A 22,888-nucleotide genomic window follows, 5' to 3' on the forward strand; every position below is an offset into this window, starting at 1 on the left:
GGCGGTAGCGTCTCCGCCATGCAACACCAAGGAACGGATACCAGGAGCCCGAAGGGCACGGAGGCCTTGACGCGGGCGGCCCTGCTGGGGCTGTGCGGCGGCATCCTGCTGGGAGGCCTCTTCCTGCTGGGCGTCGGAATCAAGACGAGCCTGTCACCGGCGGACTGCACCGACCTGTCCGAGGTGGAGTGCAGCTTCCGGCGGGATGCGGACCAGGAGATGGGCCGCATGCAGGTCATCGTGGGCTGTGGCCTGCTGGCACTCGGGGCAGCCGTGGTGGTGCTGCTCCGCTCGAAGGCGCGTCCGGCCTCGAGCTGAGGACGTTTCGCCCTCCAACGAGGCCCCTCCCCTCCTCCGACAAGCCCCTCCTCCGTCAAGCGACCGGACGAACAGGCGGGGTAAGCGCTTTTGCCGGTGCGGCGTAGACCGGCTAATTAGCTCTAGCCTCGACATTAGGCTTCGGTTAGGAGAGGCCCCCTCTTATGCAGCTTGAATCCTTGAAGATGTTTTGTGACGTGGTGGAGACGGGCTCCTTCTCGCGGGCCGCGCAGCTCAACCACGTGACGCAGTCAGCGGTGAGCCAGCAGATCCGCGCCCTGGAGAATCGCTACGAGCAGAAGCTCCTATCGCGCAGCGCGCGCCAGGTGACGCCGACGCCCGCGGGCGAGCGGCTGTTCCGTGGGTGCAAGGAGATCCTCGCCCGGTTCGCCGAAGTGGAGAATGAGATCCGCGAGCAGTCCACCGAGGTGCAGGGCACCACGACGGTGTCCACCATCTACTCGGTGGGTCTGCACGAGCTGCGCAACGTGCAGAAGCAGCTCCTGAAGACGCACCCCAAGGTGAACATGCGCCTGAACTACCGGCGCAATGATCAGGTCTATGACGACGTGATCCTCGGGGCGGCGGAGATTGGCATCGTCGCGTACCCGCAGCCGCGCGCGGGCGTGGACATCCACCCGTTCCGCGACGACAAGCTGGCGGTGGTGTGCGCGCCCACCCACCCGTTCGCCAGCAAGGCGAAGGTGAGCCTCACGGCGCTCTCGGGCGTGCCCTTCATCGCCTTCGATCGCGAGGCCCCCACGCGCAAGGCGCTGGACCGGCTCTTCCGGGAGAAGAACCTGGACCTGAACCCGGTGATGGAGATCGACAACGTCGAGACCATCAAGCGCGCGGTGGAGATGGGCATCGGCGTGGCCATCCTCCCCATGGCCACGGTGGCGGCCGAGGTGGCGCAGGGCTCGGTCGTGTCCAAGCCCTTCGCCGAGGGTCCGGTGTCGCGGCCCATCGGCCTGCTCATCCGCAAGGGCAAGTACCTGGATCGCTCGTCCGCCGCAGTGCTCGAGGCCTTCAAGCTGGCCGAGGCCACGACCGAGGAGCACTGACCCGTCCCGGTATTGTCCCGGTACCGGCATCCGGCCCCGTGCCGCCCCTTCCGGGTGGCATGGGGCCTTTTCTTTGCTCAGGCGGCGGTCTCGACACCCGGGGCGGGCGCCAGCGCGTGCAGCCAGGGCGTCAGCAGCCGCGCGCACTCACCGGGGTGGGTGAAGTAGGGCACGTGGCCCGCGCCGCGCAGGAGAAGCTGGGGCGTGCCCGGAGGCAGCGAGGCCGCCAGCCGCGCCATCGTGGACGCGGGCACCAGCACGTCCCGGTCCCCCTGGATGCACAGGCACGAGACGGGCAGCGGGCGCAGCTCGGGAGGAGGGGGCTCTCGGCGGCTGGCGAAGGCGCGGTGGAGCGTGGTCATCCGCTCCAGCGCCGTGGTGGGCACCACGTCGGGCACCTGCTCCGTGGGAACGTGCTTCCACGAGGCCAGGGCCGCCGTGAGCGGGCCGGGGCGTCCCAGGAGGGCGATGGGCCCCATCATGGGGATGAGGTGGCCGCGCAACCCCAGGTGCTCGGGCCGGGAGAAGGAGCTGATGAAGGCCACCGCGCGCACGGCGCCCGCGGCGGCCAGGTGTCCGGCCACCATGCCCCCGTAGGAGCTGGCCACCACCGCGTCCACCTGCCCGGCCGCCTTCAGCACCTGGCTCGCGAGTTCGCCTGCCCCACAGGCGGCGTGGCTGCCTTCCGGGTACTCGACGAGGACGGGACGCGCCACGAAGGAGAGCCGCTCGGCCAGGGCCCGGAACCCCGCGCCCCGTGCTCCCAACCCGGGCAACAGCAACACCCGGGGCCCCGTGCCTCGACCCATCTCCGTCAGCTCAACGAACCGGCGCATGTGCCTCCTTCACGAACGCGCTCCGAACACCGCTCGCGCGCCGCTTCTGCCCGCCCGTGCACGCTTCCCTGCCTACCAGGAGACCTCGACCTCCGTCTCGCTCAGGCTCACCTGCCGTCCGGTGGCCTTCACATCCGCCACCTGGCTGGTTTCGAAGAGGCCCTGCACCGCGCCCACGAGGTAGTCGCAAGGCAGGGTGCTGCCCTTGATGACGACGACGCCGCTGCCCGGTCCGGTCCATCTCACCGAGCACTCGCCATGCCGCACGGACGTCCGCCAGGCCGAGGGGAAACCGTTGAGCATCCGCCTCGGCTCGCCCCCGGCCAGCATCATCAACACCCGCCCCGCGCCGGACTCCAGGTACTCCGGCGCGACCCGGTGCCCCAGGCGCTGCATCGCGGGCTCGAATCCTCCATGCCGCTCGCTCAGCACCCACGCCGCGGCGTAGAGCAGCCGGTTCAGCGCGCCGACGGGATAGCTGAAGAAGGCCATGAACCTGCTGCCTCCGGCCGCCTCGATGCAGCGCCTCAGCGCCATGTCGTCGTCCAGGCCGCGCACCACCTCCAGCGCGCCCGTGAAGAAGAAACCGCGCAGGGTGTCTTCCGGCCTGCTCAAGGCCAGCCGTTGCTCCAGTTCCTGCGGTGAACCCTTCTCCATCGCGTCCCGGCCGTCCTTTCGCATCGCGAATATTGGACCTGCCTGGATGGAATCAAGACGCGTCGCGGGAAACCGGGTGCACGAGGAAATCCCGAGCTGGAGAACACGTGGGAGCAGGTCGCCCATGGGAGCAGACGCGTGTTCGGGGATGGACGTCAGCGGGGAAGGCCCCCTCCCGTGCACGAGGGGCCTCCGGTCTACACTTTAGGGTCATGAGCGCGCTGACCGCAGGTGACGTCCTCGGAGGGAAGTGGCGCATCGTCCGTCCGGCCATCGGGGACGAGCCCGGCTCGGAGTACCGGGTGGAGCCCCTGGAAGGAGGAGGAGCCCGGCGGCTCACGCTGGGGCGCACGCTGCGGGCCCCCACGTCCGTCGAGCTGAAACGCTTCGAGGTGCTCGTGCGAGCGGGCGAGCGGACCCGGCACCCCGCCTTCCAGCCGGTGGAGGCCGTGGGGTACGACCCGGCCCTCGAGGCGCTGTGGATGGTGCGCCCCTGGTGGAATGGCGAGTCGCTGCCGTCGATGCTGGGGGGACTCCATCCGGTAGGGCTCGATCTGCCCTACCTGCACTCGCTCGCGGACCAGTTGGCGCAGGCGCTCGGCGCCGCCCAGGCCGCGGGGCTCGCCCATGGCCGGTTGCGGCCCACGCGGTTGCTCGTCGCGCCCGGGGGCAGCAAGGGCGTGCGGCTGTGCATCCTCGACCTGGGGCTGGAGGTCTTCCGGCGCGACCACGCCCCCACCTGGCTGAGGGCGCCCCAGATGGGTGCGGCCTATATGGCCCCCGAGCTGGGGGAGACGGGTCCCGTCCCGGCCTCCGCCGATGTCTTCTCCTTCGGGCTCATCGTGCGGGACATGCTGGCCACGCGGCGGGATGGGGCGTGGCAGGGGCGCTGGGAGCACTGGGTGGAGCAGGCCACGTCCCCGGAGGCGGGCAGGCGGTTCGGCTGCCTCACCGAGGCCATGAAGACGCTGGTGCCGGTGCTGAAGACCCTGCCGGATCTCCCGCCGCCCCCTCCGTCGAACTACGAGCCCGAGCCCCCTACCGCCTAGCGCTCAGTACATCTTGCGCAGGCGCGCGGCGAAGAAGCCGTCCCAGCTCTCGGGGCCCGGCAGCGTGCGCAGGTACGCCTGGGTGAGCGGGAGCTTCACCGCCTCGTGCAGCACCGGCGGCTCCGCCGTCCACTCGGGGTGGCTGCGCAGGAACATCTCCACCTGATCCTGTCCCTCCTGCGGATCCAACGTGCACACCGCGTACACCAGCAGGCCTCCGGGCGGCACCGCCTCCTGACAGTTCTCCAGGATGCGCCGCTGCAACACCGCCAGCCGCCCGATGTCCTCCGGCTTGCGCCGGTAGCGCAGCTCCGGGTGCCGCCGCAGCGTCCCCAGGCCCGAGCACGGCGCATCCACCAGGAACGCGTGGAACTCGCCCCACTCCTCCGGCCAGGGCTGCGACGCGTCATGGGCCTTGGCCTGTAGCCGCTCGGAGAGGCCCAGCCGCTTCGCCTCGGACTCGATCTTGCGCAGCTTGTTGGCGTGGAGGTCCGTGGCCACCACCTCGTGCTTCTCGGCCTGGTGGCACGCCTTGCCGCCCGGCGCCGCGCACGCATCCAGCACCCGCGCCGTCTCCGGGATGTCCCCGTACACGCCCACCAGCTGAGCCGCCTCGTCCTGCACCTGCCACAGGCCCTCGGCGTAGCCGTACACGTCCTCCAACCGGCCCACCGGCGGCAGGACGATGCCCACCGGAGACACCGCCGTGGGCCGCACCTCCATCCCCGTCTCGCGCAGTTGCTCCAGCAGCGCGTCGCGCGTCACCTTCGCGCTGTTGGCGCGGATGACCACCGCCGGCGTCTGGTTGTTGGCGACGAGCATCGACTCGGCGCGCTCGCGGCCGAACTGGCGCACCCAGCGCTCCACCATCCACTTCGGGTGGCTCTCGCGCACCGACAGGTGCTCGATGAAATCATCCTCCGGCGGCAGCGGCGGCGAGGGCAGCGAGGCCAGCTTGCGCAGGATGGCGTTGGTGAAGCCCGCCGCGCGCGACAGCCCCACCTCCTTGAGCGCCTGCACCGTCTCGGCTACCGCCGCGCGGGCCGGGACCCGCGTGTAGAAGATCTGGTAGGCCCCCACGCGCAGCGCGGCCAGGACCTTGTCCTCGAGCGCGTCCAGCTTGCGATCCGCGAAGCGGGTGATGGCGTAGTCCAACGCGAGCTGGCGGCGGGTGGCGCCGTAGGTCAGCTCGGTGATGAGCCCCGCGTCCCGGGGATCGGCCGGCGGCGCTTCCGAGAGCACCGTGTCGAGAACAACGTTGAGGTACGCCTCCGTGGCCCGGACTCGGCTCAGGACCTGGATGGCGATGGCGCGTGCATTCATCCTTCCCTCCCCGTACCACACTTCCCCCGTCCCTGGTGCCCTACCTGCCCATCACCTTGGTGGCCCAGCGGCGCGTCGTGTCATCCACGTTCTTCATCAATGCGTCGAAGCGCCCCGCGCGCATCAACTCCACCAACCGCTCGTCCCGCGCGAGGATCTCGGTCGCGTGCCAGGGGAAGTAGAGGTCCCTCTCGCCCGTCTGCTGGTAGTGCGAGTCCGCAGCTTCCAAGTAGCGTGAGTAACTATCGAAAAAGCGGTCTACGTTCGAGGCGATGGGCATGACCCGAAAATCGGGCTCGTAGGTATCTATCTGCACCACGGGCTGCCTTCCCTGTTCATCCGCGAGGCCCGGCACAGTGGCGTAAGCATGGACGTCACCGCCAAAGACAATCACGGGCGCACCCAACTCCTCCCACCATCTATCCCGCCCTATTTTATTGATCTTCTCAAAATCTCGCGACTCTTCATCATCTCCATAGAGTGCCAGGGTACTCAACCTGTCAGCGAACACCGCATGCCCCAAGCGCGAATACACACTCGCCAGTACAGGATCGAAGGAAACGCCCTCCAACAAAGTCCCAACCTTCAACGGCTCGCGGGTGGGCGGAGAGGTCTCCAGACCCAGGTTCAACCGCTGGCATACGCCCAACAGCCGCTCCAAACCCGGCAAATTCATGATTCCATCACTCCTTCTGATTTTAATTGAGACCAGGGAATTGGTTCCGCAAATCGCGGAGTGCAGCATCCCTGGCTTGCTGGGTAGTTTTCAACAGTCCTGAAGGATCCTTGGCACAGTGGTACCAGGGCTCGAATTGCTTATCGATGATTTCGGTGGCCCGTCTCACTTCGTCCGCTGTCGGGTCTGGCCGGGCCTTTCGAAACCTCCCCCACAAGAAGTTGATCTCCTCGTGAACGTACTTCTGCAGCATCGCCAGGTTCTCCGCAGCATTGATGTTTTCATCCGGAAAGAGGTGTGCATACTGGAGCGGGCGCCGATGATGGACGGGAAGCAAAATCCCCTGCTCCGAGAGGAGCTTCTTGAACTGCGGATACAACTCCGCGTAATAACCGCGAGCATCCGCTCGAAGTGTGTCTTTCAAATTAGTATCGAGTGGCTCCCGGATGGCCTGCTCGAGGCGGACGAAGAGTCCTCGCAGCGTCTTGCGCTCGCTGCGGCTGAGGGCCTGCTCGCCCTCCAGCGACACCTTCCGCCAGAGCTGCCCGAAGGTTTTGCTTTCTTCCGGAGTCAGCCGCTTGAGCGCGGTGCGCAACCACCCGGCCACCACCTCGGGCTCGCGCCCCAGCGCCTTCGTCACCCACTCCAGCCCCTCGGTGGCGAAGAAGCCCAGGCCCTTGGCGATGATTCCCAACGCGAACCACAGCGCCAGTTCCTCCCCCCCCCGCTGTGCCAGCCAGGCCGAGCCCTCCACCACACCCTCCCGCCAGCGCAGCAGGGTGGCCTCGTGCATGGACAGGTACCAGCTCTGCCCCGGCCGAGGTGGCGGGCGCTCCACCCGCGCAGACTCCACCCGGCCTCGCGCCCGCGCCTCTCCCATCCGGTGCTCGGCCCGCAGCACCATGCGCACCGTGCGCGGGCCCAACCCCTCTGTGAAGGGCAGCAGCACCTGGACGAGGTGCCCCGCCACTTCCGGTGACAGAGAGAGAGGGCTGCCTCCCGGCCCCTCGCGCGTGCGCCGCACCTCCCTCAGCTCCCCTCCGGCGAGCCGGCCGTCCTCCAGCCGCACCTCGAGCTCCACCCGCGCCGCGCCACCGGCCGGCACCTGCACGGCACGCATCCACCTGCCGGCCAGCTCATGGAAGGTGAGGAAGGTGCCGGCCGGCGTGCCCGGCATGCGTACCGGGAGTCTCCTGGCCTCGGAAGGCCGGGCCACCGTACGCGCGGCGTCGTAGTCCACCGCCCAGCGCGCCTCCTCGCGCCGCAGCCGCAACACCACCTCTCCGGTGCGCCCTCCCGCGTACTGGGTGAGGACGAGGCGCAGCACCCGCGCCAGCTCTTGCGCCTCCACCGGCCGCCCCTCACGCCCGCCTCCACGCTCCTCCTCGTAGCCCACCAGCGTCAGCGCGCGCCCCTCCACCCAGAAGGTGAAGGCCAGCACCGCCCCCACCTCCTCCACCCCGCTGCACAGGCCCTCCACGCGCGCCAGTGCCCTGTCCGCCTCCGCCCCCCGCGCCGCTTCCGGATTCCTCCCTTCCCGCTGCGCCGCCCGCACCAGCGCTTCCGCCCGCTCCTCCTCCACCCGGCGCGCCCGTGCCCTCACCTCCTCGGAGCTGGCCATGCCCCCCGGCCCGCCCGCCCACACCTCCTCCGAGGTGTCCGCCGAAGCGGGGGGCACTCCCGCGCCCCCACCGCTCGCGGAGGCCGCGGGACCGCGCGCGGGCACTGCTGCGTTGAAGAACTGAGGGGTGGGCGGCCGATGGCCCAGGCCCATCAGCGTGCCACGCCTGGGGACCCCCGTGGCGCACCCGGCCTGCAACACGAACACGAGCAGCACCCACCCCACCCACAAGGGGGGTGGACCCGCCGAGCACGCATTGCCTGGACGAGTGGACATGGCACGCATCCAAGCAAGGCGTGGAACCTGGAAACCAGGATCCGGCACCACGGAGGAACCTGTCTGCACAGCACCCGACAAGAAGGTGGCGAGGGGGAGGATGTGCCGGGGAGCCATCCCCTACGGGAACGTCACCCCTTCCAGCGAAACGCTCGGGGGCTCGCCGTCCTGCCACAGCAGGAGGGTGAAACGGCCCCGCGCCTCCGGGGCCTCGGCCTCCACCACCACGCGCTGCTCCGTCGCACCCGGGGCAATGGCCTCCAGTTGCCACACCCGCAGCACCTTCCACCGCACGCCGTCCTCACCCACCAGCACCGCTCCCGCCGCCGTCCAGGGCCGGGCAGAGAGGTTTTCCACCTCCATGTCCAGCGCCACCGTGTCCCGGGCGCGGTAGCCCGTCGCCTTCCACACCTTGAGGGGCTCGCCGGGGCGCTGGGTGAAGTCCTGGTGCGGAAAGAGGACGCGGGCGGTGACGCCCGTGGAGTCCAGTTGCCCGGTGGCGAGCAGGCCCGTGATGCCGTCCGGGCGTTGCCGCACCCGCGCCAACTCCGACTGGCACTGCCGGGCCATGACGCGCTCCGCCTCGGCCTGCGTCCAGCAGGCGTCCGGCACGGGCGGGCGCAACTCCACGTTCACCTGGGGCTCGGCGCGGGAAGCGTCCACCACCAGAAGGAAGTCCGCGCTCGCGGGCCGCGTCCCCTCCACGAAGCGCACCTTCAGCCGCAGCCGCTTTCCCGCCCCGAGCGCGCCGGAGGGCACGAGCGCGAGCATGTCCTCCAACACCTTCACCCGGGAGAAGCGCTCGCGCTCCTCCAGCTCCACCCCGGCCAGCCGCAGGGGCGCGCCGAAGAGCAGCGTGGTGAGATGGTCCGGGCGGATGCGCACCTCGGGTACCTCCCCCTGGCCCGCCGGTGACAGCACCACGGCGCGAGGCTCTCCCGGCGCTTCACCGCCTGGGGTGGCGGGCTGTGCAGCGGCGGAAGGGGTGGCGAGGAGCAGGAGCAACGCGAGGGCGGCGGGAGAAGGAGTGGGCATGAGACCTCCGGAGTGGTGCACCCTAACAGGAACCTCCCGCGTTGGTCTCTGCCCGCTTCACCCGGCCGCTCGCGTCGGCGCCCTCCTACTCGAAGCGCTCCACCGCACGGACGTCCGGGGAGGGGATGACTTCTGTGGTGTCCGCGCTGCCATCGAGCTTGGGGACGAGGCCCCGAATGGGAACGCCCTGCCAGGCACTCCGGACCTCCAGGCAGACGCGGTAGGTTTCCCCACCCGGACGCTGGGCCTCGGTGAAGCGACCGTACACGCGCTCCTTGCCGAAGAGCAGCCGCCCCGTCAGCACGGTGCCCGCCTCCAACTGGCCCATGTCGCCTCTCAGCACGAGCCGGGCGCCCGGCCCCTCGCGCACGGTGATCCAGCCCGGCTCCACCACACCCGCGAACTTGGCCCCAGCCTCGTCCCCGGTGCGGATGCCCAGGCGCTGCATGGTCTCCAGGGCGCCGGGCGGGCACGCCTCGGGCGGGGGCGTGGCGCGCACCTGGGCACCGGGGCACCCGGCGGCGAGCGCGCCCACGGCGGCGGTGCACAGGGTGGTGGCCACGGCGGTGCGCACCGGGCCCTGCTGCTTCTTGTGCTGCGTGCTGGCGTCCTTCCGTGAAGTCTTCACGCGCGTTGTGTCCTCGGGGAGCGCCGCCTGGGCGACGGGCGCGGGGGTGGCCGCCCACGCGGGCGCCGCGCCTCGTCCACCTTCGAGCGGGCACCACGCGGGCGCCACTTCCTGGCCGGACAGGGCCCAGGCCACCCACGATACGGGCGTGGCGAAGCGTCCGGGCAGGGCGTGCACCGCGGACGGAGCGGGCGGGGCGTGCACGTGCGCGCTGGCCAGCAGGGCCGCCGTTCCCAGTGCCAGGGCCCGGCCCCACCCGCGCCAGGAGACCACCAGCCCTGGTGCCAGCGCGGGCTCCCGCGTGACCGCCTCCAGCCCGGCCGCCACCACCTCGGGCACCGCGCGGGTGTCCTCCCTCGGGGTGGGCCCGGTGGCGGGTGCCCCTTGCGGCGCCGCTCCCGTCCGGGTGTCCACCGCCTCCTCGAGCGGCTCCTCCCCACCGGGTGAGGACAAGCACGGCTCCCTCTGGGTGGGCGTGGGCTTGCCACGCCGGGGGAGCTCGCGCTCGTACGCCAGCACCCGCCGCCCGCGCGCCCGCGCCTGCTCCCAGTCCATCTCCTCCTGGTCGCGCGTGGTGGCGTTGTCTGGCACCCACGGCTCGCACAGCGCCACCTCCCAGCCCGCGTCCGCCCCGGCCAGCACCTCCTCCAGCGCCGCGCACACCGCCCGCGCGTCCGGGTAGCGCGCCTCGGGCGCCTTCTCCAGCAGGCGCAGGCACACCTCGGAGAGCGCCCGGGGCACACGGGTGTTGCGCTCGTGCGGCGGCACCTGCGCGGTGTGCAGCACCGCGTCCTCCACCTCTTCCTCCGTGTCGCCCTCGAAAGGCCAGGTGCCCGTCAGCAGCCAGTACAGCAGCACACCCAACGCCCACAGGTCGTCCCGGGCGCTCGCCTCGTACGCCTCGTTCGGCTTGCGCCCGCGCTGGAAGCGCCACGCCTCCGGAGCGCGCAGCCGGGCCACGTTGGGCAGCTTTCCTCCGGACACCTTGAGGGCCCCGGGGAAGGTGCCCACCCCAAAGTCCACCAGCACCGCGTAGCCGTCCTCCTCCACCACCACCACGTTGTCCGGCTTGAGGTCGCGGTGCACCACGCCCACCGAGTGCGCCACCACCAGCTGCCACGCCAGCGCCAGCACCGCCCTGGCCGCCCACGCCGCCCCGGGGTTGTGGCGCTCCACGTACGTGTCCATGGGCAGGCCGGGCACGTAGCCGGTGACGAGGTAGAGGAAGAGCGGCCCGGCCTCCGGGTGCTCGCCGTACTGGCCATGGCAGTCCACCTCCACCAGCCGCGCCTGGTGCAGCCGCAGCAGCACCTCCAGCTCGCGCCACGCCCACGCGCCCGCGTGCGGCAGGTACAGCAGCTTGAGCGCGTACAGCCGCGTGCCGCGCCGGGCGCGGAACACCGTGCCGTAGCTGCCCGCCCCCAGGCGCGCCTCCAGGGTGAAGCCCCCCACCACTTCCCCCACCTTGGGCAGGAATTCCTCTTGCGCCCCTTCCCGGCACAGCCGCCTGCGCACCTGCCGCCACCGGAAACGGGCCAGGGCCTGACGCCGTCGCTCCGTGCTCCCCACCGCTGCCTGCTCCATGCGCACCACCTCCGGGGTGGGGCAGCGTAGCATGACGCCCCCCGTCACCGGCCGCGCGCGGACAGGCCCTCTGGCGGGCTCCACTTCCAGTCAACTGGAAGCATCACGCATTTACACACCACTTCCAGTCAACTAGAAGTAAGGGCCCCTCTCAGCCTTCCAACCGGGTCATCATGTCCACCAACTGTGAATCCGACAGCTTGCTCGCGGGCAGGGTGGAGAGGGTGAGCAGGGAGTCCTCCAGCATGTCCCGGTAGCCGTTCTCCGCCGGGCCTCCGCGCTGCACCTCCGACCACTTCGAGCGCGCCCACGCCGCCAGTTCCGCCGGAGTCAGCCTGCCCGCCAGCCGGTCGGCGATCTTCTGCCGCACCAGCGCCCGGGTGAGGAAGTCCGCCGCGGGCGTCCCCTGCCCGCCCTGCACCTTACGGCCCAGCGTCTTCGAGGGCGCGGCGGACGCGGCCGGTGCCTCCACCTTGCGGCCCAGCGTCTTGCGGCCTCCGTCCGAACGGGCCGGGGCCTTCGCGGGTGCATCGGCGGCACGCGCCAGGGCCCCCGATGGCCTTACCGCCAGGGACTTCTCCCGGGGAATGTCCTTCCCGCGGCGGCCGAGCGTCTTCGCCTTCCCCTCCGGCTCCCCGGCCTCCTCGTCGTCTCCGGACCAGGCGGCATCCACCACCCCGTCGTCCTCCGCCTCCACCTCTTCGTCCTCCTCGGAGGCCTCGTCCTCGTCCTCCGCCGCCTCGTCCTCCTCCGTCAGCTCCCCGGCGAGGTCGCCACTGGCGAAGCGCTCGAGCGCCTCGAGGTACGAGTGGAAGCCCTGGCCCTCGATGGTGGCGGCGCAGACCTCGGCCACCACGGACTCCCGCTCACCGAGCCGCTCCAGGTACACCTCGATGGCGGGCACGCCCACCGCCTCGAGCGCCTCCATGAGCGGGTAGGAGCCGAAGAGTCCCGCGGGGCTCACCACCACGCCGTCCAGCCGGGAGCGCTCGGCATGCAGGGTGTCGATGAGGACGCCCTCGTGGTTGGACTGCACCACCTTCACCTCCAACCCCAGCTCCGCGGCCCTGGCCGTCAGGGCGGCATCGAGGTCCGCGAGCCGTCCTCCCTGCCTGCCCTCCCGCTCGCCCAGCAGGTTCAGGTTCGGCCCGTGCAGTACCAACAGCCTCTTGCCCATGTCGCGTGTCCTCTTCCTACGTCCTACGTCTCGAAGGGCCGGCTGCCCGGCGCCAGTTTCCGGCCCGCGAGGAACTCGCCCGCCGTCATCACCCGCTTGCCCTCGGGCTGCACCTCCAGCAGCACCAGGGAGCCCTCGCCACACGCCACCTCCAGCCCCTGCGGACTCACGGACACCACCGTGCCCGGCGCGCCACTCCCCTGCCCCACCTGCGCCCGGTGCACCTTGAACAGCTTGCCCTCCAGCGTGGTGAAGGCCCCGGGCCACGGGGTGAAGGCCCGCAGGCGCCGCTCCAGTTCCACCGCCGGCCGCGAGAAGTCGAGCTTCCCTTCTTCCTTCTCGATGATGGGGGCGAGCACCACCCCCTCCGAGGGCTGCGGCCTCGGCTTCAGCTCGCCACGCAGGTACGCGGGGAGGCACTCGCGCAGCAGCGCTCCGCCCAGCTTGGAGAGCTTGTCGTGCAGCGTGGCGCTCGTCTCGTCCGGGGCGATGGGCAGGCGCTTCTCGGCCAGCACCGGGCCGGTGTCGAGGCCCTCGTCCATCACCATCAGCGCCACGCCCGTCTCCTGGTCACCATGGGCGATGGCCCACTGGATGGGGGCGGCGCCCCGGAAGCGCGGCAGCAGCGAGGCATGCACGTTGAGGCACCCCTTGGCGGGTGTCTCCAGCAGATCCTTGGGGAGAATCTTGCCGTAGGCCGTCACCACGGCGACGTCCGGGGCGAGCTTGCGCAGCTCCTCGGAGAAGGGAGGGGTGCGCAGCTTCTGGGGCTGCAGCACGGGCACGCCGCGCTCGAGCGCGTAGGCCTTCACCGGGGAAATGGCGAGCGCCTGTCCACGGCCCTTGGGTTTGTCCGGCTGGGTGACGACGGCCACCACGTCTCCGATGTCGAAGAGGGCGGCCAGGGAGGACACGGCGAACTCGGGCGTGCCCATGAAGACGATGCGGGGACGGGTCATGGAGAACGCGTTCTGCTGCACCCGGGCGCTTCAGGCAACGGACTTCAGCGCGCCCGAGGTGGGACCTTCGGTGGCCTGACGTTTCCGGGCCCGGAGGGAGCCGAGGATGCTGATGGCCGCCTGGGCGTCCTGGGTGGTGGCCAGCGGCTCCAGGGCCTCGATGACCTCGGAGAGGAGCCGAGCCTCCTCGGCCTCGCGCTCGCGGATGCGATCCACGGCCTCGCTGAAGCGGTCGAAGAAGCCGCGCAGCTCGTCCTTCTTGCGCAGCGGGCGCATGCGCGGGTAGCGGCCGGCGGCGAGCGTCGCGATGTAGAGGCTCATCACATACACGGGGCCGGCCACGCGGTGGGTGAGCACGAGCCCCATGAGGGCCAACAGTCCGGCCATGCACAGCGCCCCGAGCCCGGTGAGCCACAGCATGGTCTCGCCACTGGCGGCGAGGGACAGGGGGAGGCGCCGCTGTCCACCGCGGCCTGGTGCGCCCGGTACGCCAGCACGCCCACGAGCAGCACCCCGCCTCCGCCGAGCGCGGCGAGCCGGAGCATGTACCGGAGTTGGAACCCGGCATCGACCAGGTATTTCCGGCGCACGACATGAGGACGGGTGGAAGGTTGAGTATCGACGGACATGGCGTTGAGGAGCGTACTCCAATCTCCCGGGTTGGTTTGCTCCTTCCGACAAGATGGGTTTACAGGGAAAGCACCTACAACCCACTGGGGGGTCCTATGTCTCGCCTACTTGCCGCAACGAGCCTGGCGCTCGTGCTCCTTCTCTCCGGGTGCAAGGTGGACCCGGCCTCCCCGGAGTACTGGGAAAAGACACTGGGCAAGGCACGACGGGCCCAGGACAAGGTCCGGGTGGTGGAGACGCTGCGCAGCTCGGGCCACCTCAACGCGAGCTTCCTGCCCTTCCTGCACGGGCAGCTCGCCTCGGACCAGAAGCCCGAGGTGAGGGCCGCGGTGGCGCGGGCGCTCTCCGACGTGAGGAACCCGGCCTCGGTGGAGCCGCTGGGCAACGCGGTGGACCTGAGCGCGACGGACTCGGCGGGCAACCAGTTGAACAAGGAATTGGCGTCCGCACTGGGAGAGATTGGCGACCCCAAGGCCGTGCCCGTGCTGATGAAGCTGCTGAAGGCCCGGGACGACTACACGCGGATCGAAGCCGTGGAGGCCCTGGGGCAGATGCGTGTGAAGGAGGCGGTGGAGCCGCTCATGGCGCTGGCCACGGATGAGGGGGCGAAGCTCTTCCTGAACAAGAAGGCGATCGAGGCGCTGGGCCGTATCGGGGACGCGCGGGCGGTGCCGACGCTGGTGCGGATGCTGACGAAGGAGCGCCGGGGCGTGTCCTTCTACGTGGAGAAGCTCGTTCTCGCTCTTCCAACTGGGCCAGCCGGCGTCGGACGCGCTGCTCGCGGTGCTGGAGGGCAAGGACACGGAGCTGTCGAGCTGGGCGCAGCGCAACGGCATCAATCCCGCGAGCTACTCCTTCAAGGCGGCGCAGCTGATGGGAGACATGCGGGAGCGCCGGGCGGAGGCGGCGCTGGTGAAGCAGCTCGAGTTCAAGCACGAGGACCCGAGAATCCAGGCCGTCGTCCGGACGCGGGCGGCGGATGCGCTGGCGAGGATGCGCTCGGCGGCGGCGGTGAAGCCCCTGGCGGCGCTGGTGTCCGAGCCGGATGCGGGGGTGCGCGGGGAGTACACGCACGCGCTGGCGCGGCTGGGCGGACGAGACGCACTGCCGGCGCTGGAGAAGGCGGCGGGACAGGGGCACTGGTACGCCCGGGAGGCGGCGCTCGAGGCGCTGACGATGCTGGGAGACGCGCGGGAGCAGCCGGTGCTGGAGAAGCTGGCGGCGGCGGAGCCGGCGAAGACGGCGGCCGAGTGCGAGGCGCTGGGAGGCGAGGGGTGTGGAGACCCGGAGGCGCTGGCGAAGAAGCGGGTGGAGATGATTGCGCGGCACGGCAAGCGGCTGGAGGCGGCGAAGGCGTGCGGGACGGACACGGGCTGCTGGGTGAAGAAGCTGGAGGACGCGGACAAGGGCGTGGTGTCGCGCGCGGCGATGGAGGTGGGGCGAGGCAGGTCGGCGGCGCACGTGGGGGTGCTGCTGGCGCGGATGACGGAGAAGGACCCGGACACGCGGATGGCGCTCATCCTCGGGACGGAGTGGCTGGTGGAGGACGCGAAGGACGCCGCGGCCCTGGCACGCAGCGCGCTGCCCACGCTGGAGAAGCAGCTCTCGGAGGAGAAGAGCAGCACCGAGTACGTGAGGTCGAACGAGGACCTTCGGCGGCTGGTGGCGAGGCTTCAGCGACAGAAGTGAGAGGGATTGTCGCCCCTGGCCGCTGGACGGGCCGTCAGCCCACCTTGCGGACCGGGGGCTCGTCCCCGCCGCCCGTGCCATCCTCATCGGGACTCGCGGGCTCGGGCTCATCCTGGAAGGAGCTCGGCAGGAGATTGAAGGGCAGCACCTTCGCCAGGGCCACCAGCAACAACATGCCTCCCGGCGCCGCGAAGATGGCGAGCGCCGGAATCGCTTTCGCCACGTCAATCAATTGCGCCCGCATCCGCTGGCGCTCATCGGCCGTCAGCGTCTGGCCTCGCGCGACCTTCGTCAGCAGGTGGTACAGCTCGCCCGTCTCCCGCACCTCCTGCATCAGCCGGTGGAAGTTCCGCTCCAGCGTGTTCTGCATGCGGGACACCATGTCCTCGCCCAGCAGGTTCGCGGCGGAGGACACCGTGAAGACATCCACCACGGAGCGGTTCTTCGCGTAGAACTCGGCCACCTCCAGCTCCAACTGGTGCACCGTGCTCTCCGGCACCCGGAGCGCCCGCGCGAGCTGATCGATGAAGACCCGCTCGCCCCGCGTCCGCCGGCCATCCACGAGCGAGGCCAGCAGCGTCTGCTCCAGGATGAACCGCCGCAAATCCACGCTGCGCACGTCCTTCACCGCCGCACTCAAGGAGCGGCGCCGCTCGAAGGACTGCCGCACGGCGCCGCGCAGCTCGCTCTCGAGCTTCTCCCGGCAATCCCAGATCCTCCACCTGCCGGAGGATGGCCCGGCGCGCGGAGAACGTCGGCTTCCGGTCCACGCAGGCCAGGCCCGTGAGCACCTCCACGAGCAACGCCTTCTGCCGGGCCGCGAAGTCGATGCGCCGCCGGGCCATCTCGCGGTTCAACCCTCCGCGCGAGAAGTAGTCGAGCGCCTGACGGCCGAACATGTGCGCGTCCGCGTAGAGGGCCCCGTTGTGCAGGACGAGCCCATACGCCGGGTCTCCCGACAGCGAGAGGGCGCGGCGCTCCAGCGCGTCCTCCACCCGGCCCCACAGCCGCTTCGGGGCCTCGTGCCCCAGGCGCAGCTTCTCCTCGAGGGCCTGGGCCTCGTCGAGCTGTCCGGTGAGGACGGCGAAGAGAAGCAGCAATTGCTCGCGGCGGGGACCCGGGGGCATACCGGCCAGGGCCGCGATGTCCAGGGCCATGCGCGCGAAGGTCCGCACCACCGCGCGGAAGAGCACCTCCTCGGGAGCCGCCGTCCCCGTGGACTCGGAGGACGCACCCTCCGTGGGAACCCCATCGTCCGCGGGTGTGCCGTAGAGCAGTCCGCTGGCGCGCAACATCCGGCGCAGGTACGAGCGGGCGCGGGCCCGGCCGGAGCTGGACTCGGAGAGTCCCGGGGGCACCAACGGGGCTGGCACGCGCGCATGGGCCGCGACCGACTCCTCGAGCATCGAGGAGAGCCAACCCGCCTTGCCAAGATCCATCGGAAATCCACCCCAGATGCCGCACCAGGCAGCCAGCCAGGAGATACCCCACTTACCGTCCCAGCGCCAACGGCCCCACCCCCGAGGGGGGCAGGGCCGGTACGTCGAGGGCCTACAGCGCGGTGGCCTTGCCGATCTCCAGCGACTTCACCTTCGCGGCGCTCTTCGCCTTCTTCAGGTCCGCCTCCAGCTTGTCGGGCGTGCCGGCGAGCAGGGGGAACGTGCCGTAGTGCATGGGCACCACGGTGGGGTTGCCGAGCAGCCGGGCGGCCTGTGCGGCTCCGGTGGGATCCAGCGTGAAGTGGCCACCGATGGGCAGCAGGGCGTAGGTGGGCTTGAAGCGCTCGGCGATCTGGCTCATCCCGCCGAAGAGGCCCGTGTCACCGCCGTGGTACAGGGTGGGGCCGTTGTCGATCTGGATGACGAAGCCCAGGGGAGCACCCGCGTACTGAGGGGGGCTCTTCTCGTCCGCGGCGTAGCTGCTGGAGTGCACCGCCTCCACGAAGTGGATGGTGGCGTCCTTCACCTTGAAGGTGCCGCCGACGTTGCCGCCCACGGCCTTGTCCTGGGGCACGCCCAGGAGGCTCACGAGCTCGTAGCAGCCGAACACCTGGGCGCCCGTCTTCTGCTGCAGCGCCTTGGCCTCGCCCACGTGGTCGAAGTGCCCGTGGGAGACGAGGATGGCGTCCACCTGCTCGGGCCACTGGGCGCCCTGCGGGGCCTTGGGGTTGGTGAACCAGGGGTCGATGGCCAGCGTGGCGCCCCCGGGGGTGCGGATGACGAAGGCCGCGTGGCCCCACCAGGTGAGCTCCGTCTTGCCCGCCGTGGCCGCGGCCGCCTTCTTCGCCGGACCCTTCCCGGGAGGCGGCTGCGCGGCCGCCGTTCCGGACAACCCCAGGAGCGCTCCCACCGTCACTGCCATGAGCTTGTTGCGCATTGCGTACTCCTCCTCGAAACGAGACAGGTCTCCCGCGGTGCCACCCGGGCGCCCCGCGGTCGAGGGGCCGCATATTCGGCGAGCAGGCAATCGTCCAGCGGCAAATCTGGCGGCTGTCCACAGTCCGGTGGACAGCACTACCAGTGAGGGCGTACGCGTCGCGGCATACCCGCTATAGGCTGCGCCGCCCGTGGACCATCGCTTCCAGGTCAATCTCCGAGGAGTCATCGAGCTTCTCTCCCACCACCTCTACAGCACGCCCGGCGTGTTCGTGCGCGAGCTGCTGCAGAACGCCACCGACGCCATCCGCGCCCGGCGGCATCTGGAGCCCGCCCATGAGGGCACGGTGCGGATGGAGCTCATCGAGAAGCAGGACGGTGGCCTGCCCACCCTGCTCTTCAGCGATGACGGCGTGGGGCTGACGGAGGAGGAGCTGCACCGCTTCCTGGCCACCATCGGCGAGAGCTCCAAGCGCGAGACGCTGGAGGCGCGCCGCGACGACTTCATCGGCCAGTTCGGCATCGGCCTGCTGTCCTGCTTCATGGCATGCGACGAGCTGCTGGTGGTGACGCGTTCGGCGAAGGGAGACGGGCGCACCATGGAGTGGCGGGGCCGGCATGACGGCACGTACGCCGTGCGGCCATCCGAGCACCCACTGGAGCATCCCGGCACCCAGGTCTTCCTCGTCGCCCGGGCGGACGCGGCCGAGCACTTCACCGCCGAGCGGGTGCGGCAGCTCGCGGTGCACTACGGGGGCCTGCTGCCCTTCCCCATCCACCTCACCTCGGAGGGCCGCACCGAGCACCTCAACCCGGCCCCTCCGCCCTGGCGCCGCGAGTACGAGAGCGTGGCCGAGCGCCGTGCGGCGCTGCTGGCCTACGGACGCGAGGTGTTCGGCCAGGACTTCGTGGACTGCATCCCCCTGCGCGCGGAGGCGGGCCGGGTGGAAGGAGTGGCCTTCGTGCTGCCCTTCTCGCCCCACTTCAACGCGCGCCAGAAGCACCGCGTCTACCTCAAGGACATGCTGCTGTCCGAGAGCGCGGAGAACCTGCTCCCGGAGTGGGCCTTCTTCGTCAAGTGCGTGGTGAATGCCCAGGGCCTGCGCCCCACCGCCAGCCGCGAGGCCTTCTACGAGGACGCCACGCTGGCGCACGCCCGCGAGTCGCTCGGCCAGTCGCTGCGCCAGTACCTGGTGGACCTGGCCCACGACGACCCGCGCAACCTGCAGCGGCTCATCGCCCTGCATGGCCTGTCGGTGAAGGCGCTCGCCCTGGATGACGACGACTTCTTCCGGCTCGTCATCCACTGGCTGCCCTTCGAGACGACGCTGGGAATGATGACGCTGGGGCAGTACCGGCAGTCCTTCCCCACGGTGCGCTACGTCAACAACCTGGATGCCTTCCGGCAGGTGGCGCGCGTGGCCGCGGCGCAGGGGCTGTGCATCCTCAACGGGGCCTACACGCATGACACCGCGCTGCTGGAGAAGCTGCCGCGCGTGCTGCCGGACACCCCGGTGGAGCTCTTCTCCGCGGCGCAGCTTCCCCAGGGTTTCGAGGAGCTGACGGCGGAGGAGCGGCAGGACGTGGCGCGGCTGCGGCAGGTGGCCACGCAGGCGCTGGAGCCGTTCCGCTGCGAGGTGAGCATCAAGAAATTCCTCCCTCCCGAGGTGCCCACGCTCTACGGGGACGTGGACGACGGGGCCTTCCGGCGGGACGTGGAGCGCGCCCGCGAGGGGACGGACGAGCTGTACGCCTCGATGCTGGAGGGAGCGCTGGCCGGCGCCCCCGAGGAGGAGCGGCCGCAGCTCTGCTTCAACCTCCGCAACCCGGTGGTGCGCCGGCTGGCCCGGGTGCGGGACGCCGCGCAGCTCAAGCTGTCGGTGGAGATGCTGTACGTGCAGGCACTGCTGCTGGGGCACCGCCCGCTCAACGCGCGGGAGATGACGCTGCTGAACCAGGGGCTGCTCGGCCTCATCGCCGCGCGCCTGGACGATGACGAGGGCACAGGAGGCATGCATTGACGGAGCGGGACTGGCGCGAGCAGGTGCGGAACCTGCTCGGACGCGCGCAGAGGCTGGAGCCGGGCGAGGCCAAGGTGATGGCGCTCGAGGAAGCAGCGCGGCTCGCGGACGCACACGCGGACATGCCATTGGCCTACGAGACGCGGGACGCGCTCATCGACGCGGCCATCTTCGGCGGCTTCCCGGACCGGGCGCTGGTGGCCTTCGCCTGGTGCCGGGGGCAGCAGCAGCGCGACCCGGAGCGCTATCCGCCGGAGCCCCTCCTCTGGAAGCAGAAGTGGGTGGTGGGACGGCTGGACGAGTTCCCCCACATCAGCCGCAAGCAGATAGCGGGCGCCCTGGATGACGTGGAGCAGTGCTTCGCGAAGGCGGGGGCGGGACGGCGGGCCGTGCTGAAGCTGCGCTACCAGGCCGCCCGGGACATGGGCGACGACGCGGTGGCGGCGGACTTCTGGGCGCAGTGGGTGCGCGAGCCGCGCGACCACCTCACGGACTGCCGGGCCTGCGAGCTGGATGACGAGCTGGACCACCACCTCGACCGGGGCGAGTACGCCCAGGTGCTGGAGAAGGCGAGGCCCCTGCTGGAGGGGCGCACCGCGTGCGCCGAGGTACCGCACCTCACGCTGGGCACCGTGCTCTACCCGCTCTTCCACCTGGAACGGCTGGAGCAGGCGCGCGACCTCCACCTGCGCGGCTATGCCCTGGTTCAGCGCAACCGCGAGTTCCTCGCCACCGTGGGCGAGCACCTGGAATTCCTCACGCTGACGGGCAACGTGGAGCGGGGGCTGAAGCTCTTCGAGCGCCACGTGGGGTGGGCGCTGGAGCACGCCAGCCACCGCGACCGCTTCACCTTCCACTGCGCCGCGCTCGCCCTCATGGAGCGGGCCCTGGCGGAGGGACGGGAGCGGGTGGCGCTCTGCCTGCCTCGCGCCTTCGCGCTGTACTCGCCCGGGGACACGTACGAAACCCGGACCCTGCGGGGCTGGCTCGCCTCCCAGGCCGAGGGCATCGCGGCGAAGTTCGACTCGCGCAACGGCACGGCCCGCTTCCACCAGCTGCTCGCGCGCACCAGGCGGCTCGCCCATGAGGTGGTGCCCTTTCCCATCGACAGCCCTCTCCCGGGATAAGAGGCAGTTCAGGAAAAAGCCGCGCCGCTTGTAGTAGGCTCGGGAGCTTCACTCATGCTCCCGAGGGGTGCGTCGTGTCTTTCAAAAGGTCGTTGTTCTCCGTCCTGCTGTCATCGCTGGCGCTGGCTGGCTGCGGATCCGGAGTGGATGGGCAGCCGGATGATTTCAACGATGGGCGGGACCCCATCGTCTTCCCCGAGGGCACGAGCCTCGTCGCGGACGGCGGTGTCGATGCCGGCAACCCGTATGAGGTGAGCGGCAGCCGGGTCATGCACTACCGCCTCGACATCGGCGACTTCACCCAGCCCGTGACCGCGGATCCCCTCGCGTCCGAGCTGAAGGCCTTCACGCTCCAGGATGGCGGCACGCGCGCGCTCACGGTGCAGTCGTCGCCGAACGGCACCTTCCGCGTCACCGACGCCCCCGCCGGCCGTTACTACCTGCAGCTCGGCACCTTCTACGTCGTGTCGGACTCGCGCACGATGAACCTGGATCGCTATGACCTCGGCCGCCGCGATCGGGCCACCGCCCCCTCCGTGCCGTTGACGATCTCCGCGTCCAACCTCGAGCCCCAGCCGTACGAGGACTACCCGGGCTTCGAGGCCGTCAGCTCCAACCTCGGCGCGGCGGCATCCCTGTACGCCAATGCCCCCGTGCCCGCGGGCGCGACGTCCGTGGACAAGCTCCCCGTGGGCCACTACTCGATGACCTCCCCGGACGAGCAGATCGTGGACGCGTCACGAGGCGACCGCCTGTACGTCAATCACTCCACCACCCGTGATGCCGGCGCCTTCAGCTACACCACCATCGACCGGTTCTTCACCCCGGGTCCCGTCACCATGAGCCCCACCGTCAGCACCGACCTGAGCGGCACCTTCCAGGCGGCGCCCCAGTACACGGCGAGCTTCGAGTGGTGGCGCTCCCGTTTCGAGGCCTATCAGGTCCAGGTGCACCCCCAGTCGCGCCCCACCGCCCAGTGGCTCAGCATCTCGCCCACGCCCTGGACCTCGGAGTCCTGGTACGGCTACTCGGCGGACCTGATGTATGGCAGCCTCTCCGGCATCACCGACCTCGTCGCGAACGTCACCTACGGCAATCCCTACCCCTTCAGCTGGGGCGCCGTGGCCAGCTTCTCCCACAACTTCAGCACCCCCACGCTCCTGCCCGGGACGACGTCCGGCGGCATCACCGCCAGCCTGTCCGACACGCGGAAGTTGAGTGTCGCCACCGCCGGGCCCATCGCCCCGCGCATCACCCCGCCGTGGGACCTCGCCGTGAACGGGCTCAAGGCCCACCAGGAGCTCACGCTCAGCTCCCTCACGCCGCGCATCACCTGGAAGGCCCCCCTGGTGGGCACCCCCTCCGCCTACCGGGTCCGTCTCTCCCGGCTGTCCGTGAGCGGGACTCGGACCGTCGCGAGCGCCGTGGGCACGATCCACACGACCGAGACGTCCGTTGACGTGCCTCCGGGTGTGCTGCAGTCCGGCCAGAAGTACGCCATCACGGTCTATGCCTACGTCACTCCTGGCGTCTCCTTCGCCGTACGGCCCTACGCGCTCGAGTCCCTCGTCGACATCGCCAGCGCCACCACGGTGAGCAGCATCCTCACCACCCCGGTGTTCGCGGGTCTCGCGCCGGACCTCCAGGCCGCGCCGGAGCCGTCCTTCGAGCCCGAGCTTGGCATCAAGCCCACCCGCCAGTACCTCATGCGTGAGCAGCTCCTGATGAAGCACTGAATTGCTCCGCGGGTTGGAGCACCGTGACGGGCACCCTCACCCCGACCCTCTCCCGGAGGGCGAGGGAGGGGGTGCACCGTGGGTTGACGGTGTGGGGGGTGCACCGT

Annotated in this window: 20 protein-coding genes and 1 pseudogene; 9 read left to right on the forward strand and 12 right to left on the reverse strand. The window is 70.5% G+C overall.

Going from position 1 to position 22,888, the window contains the following annotated elements; all coding sequences use genetic code 11:
- Positions 1-66: 66 nt before the first annotated feature.
- Positions 67-318, forward strand: a complete 252-nt coding sequence (locus ACN28I_RS19395) for a hypothetical protein (protein WP_420943466.1) — start codon at positions 67-69, stop codon at positions 316-318.
- A gap of 164 nt (positions 319-482) precedes the next feature.
- A complete protein-coding gene (locus ACN28I_RS19400; protein WP_420943467.1) occupies positions 483-1,382 on the forward strand; it encodes a LysR family transcriptional regulator in 900 nt (299 codons plus the stop codon).
- Between the two features lie 77 nt (positions 1,383-1,459).
- On the opposite strand, the gene ACN28I_RS19405 is transcribed toward ACN28I_RS19400, so the two are convergent.
- On the reverse strand, positions 1,460-2,218 hold the full coding sequence (locus ACN28I_RS19405) for an alpha/beta fold hydrolase (RefSeq protein ID WP_420943468.1): 759 nt from the start codon (positions 2,216-2,218) through the stop codon (positions 1,460-1,462).
- Between the two features lie 72 nt (positions 2,219-2,290).
- Positions 2,291-2,875 (reverse strand): TIGR02265 family protein, encoded by a 585-nt coding sequence (locus ACN28I_RS19410; RefSeq protein ID WP_420943469.1) that lies wholly within the window; start codon positions 2,873-2,875, stop codon positions 2,291-2,293.
- A 212-nt stretch (positions 2,876-3,087) separates the two neighbouring features.
- Between ACN28I_RS19410 and ACN28I_RS19415 the strand changes: the two genes are divergently transcribed.
- Positions 3,088-3,924 carry a hypothetical protein gene (locus tag ACN28I_RS19415; protein ID WP_420943470.1) on the forward strand — a complete coding sequence of 279 codons (837 nt, stop codon included), beginning with the start codon at positions 3,088-3,090 and terminating at the stop codon, positions 3,922-3,924.
- Between the two features lie 3 nt (positions 3,925-3,927).
- Here ACN28I_RS19415 and rsmB read toward each other — a convergent pair whose 3' ends face one another.
- The 8 genes from rsmB to ACN28I_RS19455 form a co-directional block, all read right to left on the reverse strand.
- Positions 3,928-5,247, reverse strand: a complete 1,320-nt coding sequence (gene rsmB, locus ACN28I_RS19420) for a 16S rRNA (cytosine(967)-C(5))-methyltransferase RsmB (protein WP_420943471.1) — start codon at positions 5,245-5,247, stop codon at positions 3,928-3,930.
- A gap of 40 nt (positions 5,248-5,287) precedes the next feature.
- A complete protein-coding gene (locus tag ACN28I_RS19425) occupies positions 5,288-5,923 on the reverse strand; it encodes a hypothetical protein (protein ID WP_420943472.1) in 636 nt (211 codons plus the stop codon).
- A 22-nt stretch (positions 5,924-5,945) separates the two neighbouring features.
- Positions 5,946-7,820: a hypothetical protein gene (locus tag ACN28I_RS19430; RefSeq protein WP_420943473.1), complete on the reverse strand. Its 1,875-nt coding sequence runs from the start codon at positions 7,818-7,820 to the stop codon at positions 5,946-5,948.
- A 120-nt stretch (positions 7,821-7,940) separates the two neighbouring features.
- Positions 7,941-8,855 carry a DUF2381 family protein gene (locus tag ACN28I_RS19435; protein ID WP_420943474.1) on the reverse strand — a complete coding sequence of 305 codons (915 nt, stop codon included), beginning with the start codon at positions 8,853-8,855 and terminating at the stop codon, positions 7,941-7,943.
- 85 nt (positions 8,856-8,940) lie between these two features.
- A complete protein-coding gene (locus ACN28I_RS19440; protein WP_420943475.1) occupies positions 8,941-11,067 on the reverse strand; it encodes a serine/threonine protein kinase in 2,127 nt (708 codons plus the stop codon).
- A 151-nt stretch (positions 11,068-11,218) separates the two neighbouring features.
- Positions 11,219-12,244 carry a type II 3-dehydroquinate dehydratase gene (locus tag ACN28I_RS19445; protein ID WP_420943476.1) on the reverse strand — a complete coding sequence of 342 codons (1,026 nt, stop codon included), beginning with the start codon at positions 12,242-12,244 and terminating at the stop codon, positions 11,219-11,221.
- Positions 12,245-12,267: 23 nt separating this feature from the next.
- Positions 12,268-13,203, reverse strand: coding sequence for a methionyl-tRNA formyltransferase (fmt, locus tag ACN28I_RS19450; protein WP_420943477.1), 936 nt, complete (start codon positions 13,201-13,203; stop codon positions 12,268-12,270).
- Positions 13,204-13,233: 30 nt separating this feature from the next.
- Complete coding sequence (locus ACN28I_RS19455; RefSeq protein ID WP_420943478.1) at positions 13,234-13,623, reverse strand: hypothetical protein; 390 nt, start codon at positions 13,621-13,623, stop codon at positions 13,234-13,236.
- A gap of 305 nt (positions 13,624-13,928) precedes the next feature.
- On the opposite strand from ACN28I_RS19455, the pseudogene ACN28I_RS19460 reads away from it, so the two are divergent.
- Together ACN28I_RS19460 and ACN28I_RS19465 are read left to right on the forward strand one after the other, a co-directional pair.
- Positions 13,929-14,498: pseudogene (locus ACN28I_RS19460) on the forward strand (HEAT repeat domain-containing protein); the annotation flags it as partial.
- A 118-nt stretch (positions 14,499-14,616) separates the two neighbouring features.
- Positions 14,617-15,522 carry a HEAT repeat domain-containing protein gene (locus tag ACN28I_RS19465; RefSeq protein ID WP_420943479.1) on the forward strand — a complete coding sequence of 302 codons (906 nt, stop codon included), beginning with the start codon at positions 14,617-14,619 and terminating at the stop codon, positions 15,520-15,522.
- Between the two features lie 34 nt (positions 15,523-15,556).
- Here ACN28I_RS19465 and ACN28I_RS19470 read toward each other — a convergent pair whose 3' ends face one another.
- On the reverse strand, positions 15,557-16,192 hold the full coding sequence (locus tag ACN28I_RS19470) for an LETM1 domain-containing protein (RefSeq protein ID WP_420943480.1): 636 nt from the start codon (positions 16,190-16,192) through the stop codon (positions 15,557-15,559).
- Between the two features lie 62 nt (positions 16,193-16,254).
- On the opposite strand from ACN28I_RS19470, the gene ACN28I_RS19475 reads away from it, so the two are divergent.
- Positions 16,255-16,398 carry a hypothetical protein gene (locus tag ACN28I_RS19475; protein WP_420943481.1) on the forward strand — a complete coding sequence of 48 codons (144 nt, stop codon included), beginning with the start codon at positions 16,255-16,257 and terminating at the stop codon, positions 16,396-16,398.
- A 675-nt stretch (positions 16,399-17,073) separates the two neighbouring features.
- Here the strand turns inward: ACN28I_RS19475 and ACN28I_RS19480 are convergent.
- Positions 17,074-17,898 (reverse strand): metal-dependent hydrolase, encoded by an 825-nt coding sequence (locus tag ACN28I_RS19480; protein ID WP_420943482.1) that lies wholly within the window; start codon positions 17,896-17,898, stop codon positions 17,074-17,076.
- 190 nt (positions 17,899-18,088) lie between these two features.
- Between ACN28I_RS19480 and ACN28I_RS19485 the strand changes: the two genes are divergently transcribed.
- The 3 genes from ACN28I_RS19485 (at position 18,089) to ACN28I_RS19495 (ending at position 22,781) form a co-directional block, all read left to right on the forward strand.
- Positions 18,089-19,918 carry an HSP90 family protein gene (locus tag ACN28I_RS19485; protein ID WP_420943483.1) on the forward strand — a complete coding sequence of 610 codons (1,830 nt, stop codon included), beginning with the start codon at positions 18,089-18,091 and terminating at the stop codon, positions 19,916-19,918.
- Positions 19,915-21,045, forward strand: a complete 1,131-nt coding sequence (locus ACN28I_RS19490; RefSeq protein ID WP_420943484.1) for a hypothetical protein — start codon at positions 19,915-19,917, stop codon at positions 21,043-21,045. The genes ACN28I_RS19485 and ACN28I_RS19490 overlap by 4 nt, the downstream gene beginning before the upstream one ends.
- Before the next feature lie 74 nt (positions 21,046-21,119).
- Positions 21,120-22,781 (forward strand): hypothetical protein, encoded by a 1,662-nt coding sequence (locus tag ACN28I_RS19495; protein WP_420943485.1) that lies wholly within the window; start codon positions 21,120-21,122, stop codon positions 22,779-22,781.
- Positions 22,782-22,888: the final 107 nt, after the last annotated feature.

The sequence above is a fragment of the Archangium gephyra genome (assembly GCF_049060025.1).
Taxonomy (GTDB): Bacteria; Myxococcota; Myxococcia; order Myxococcales; family Myxococcaceae; genus Archangium; species Archangium gephyra_A.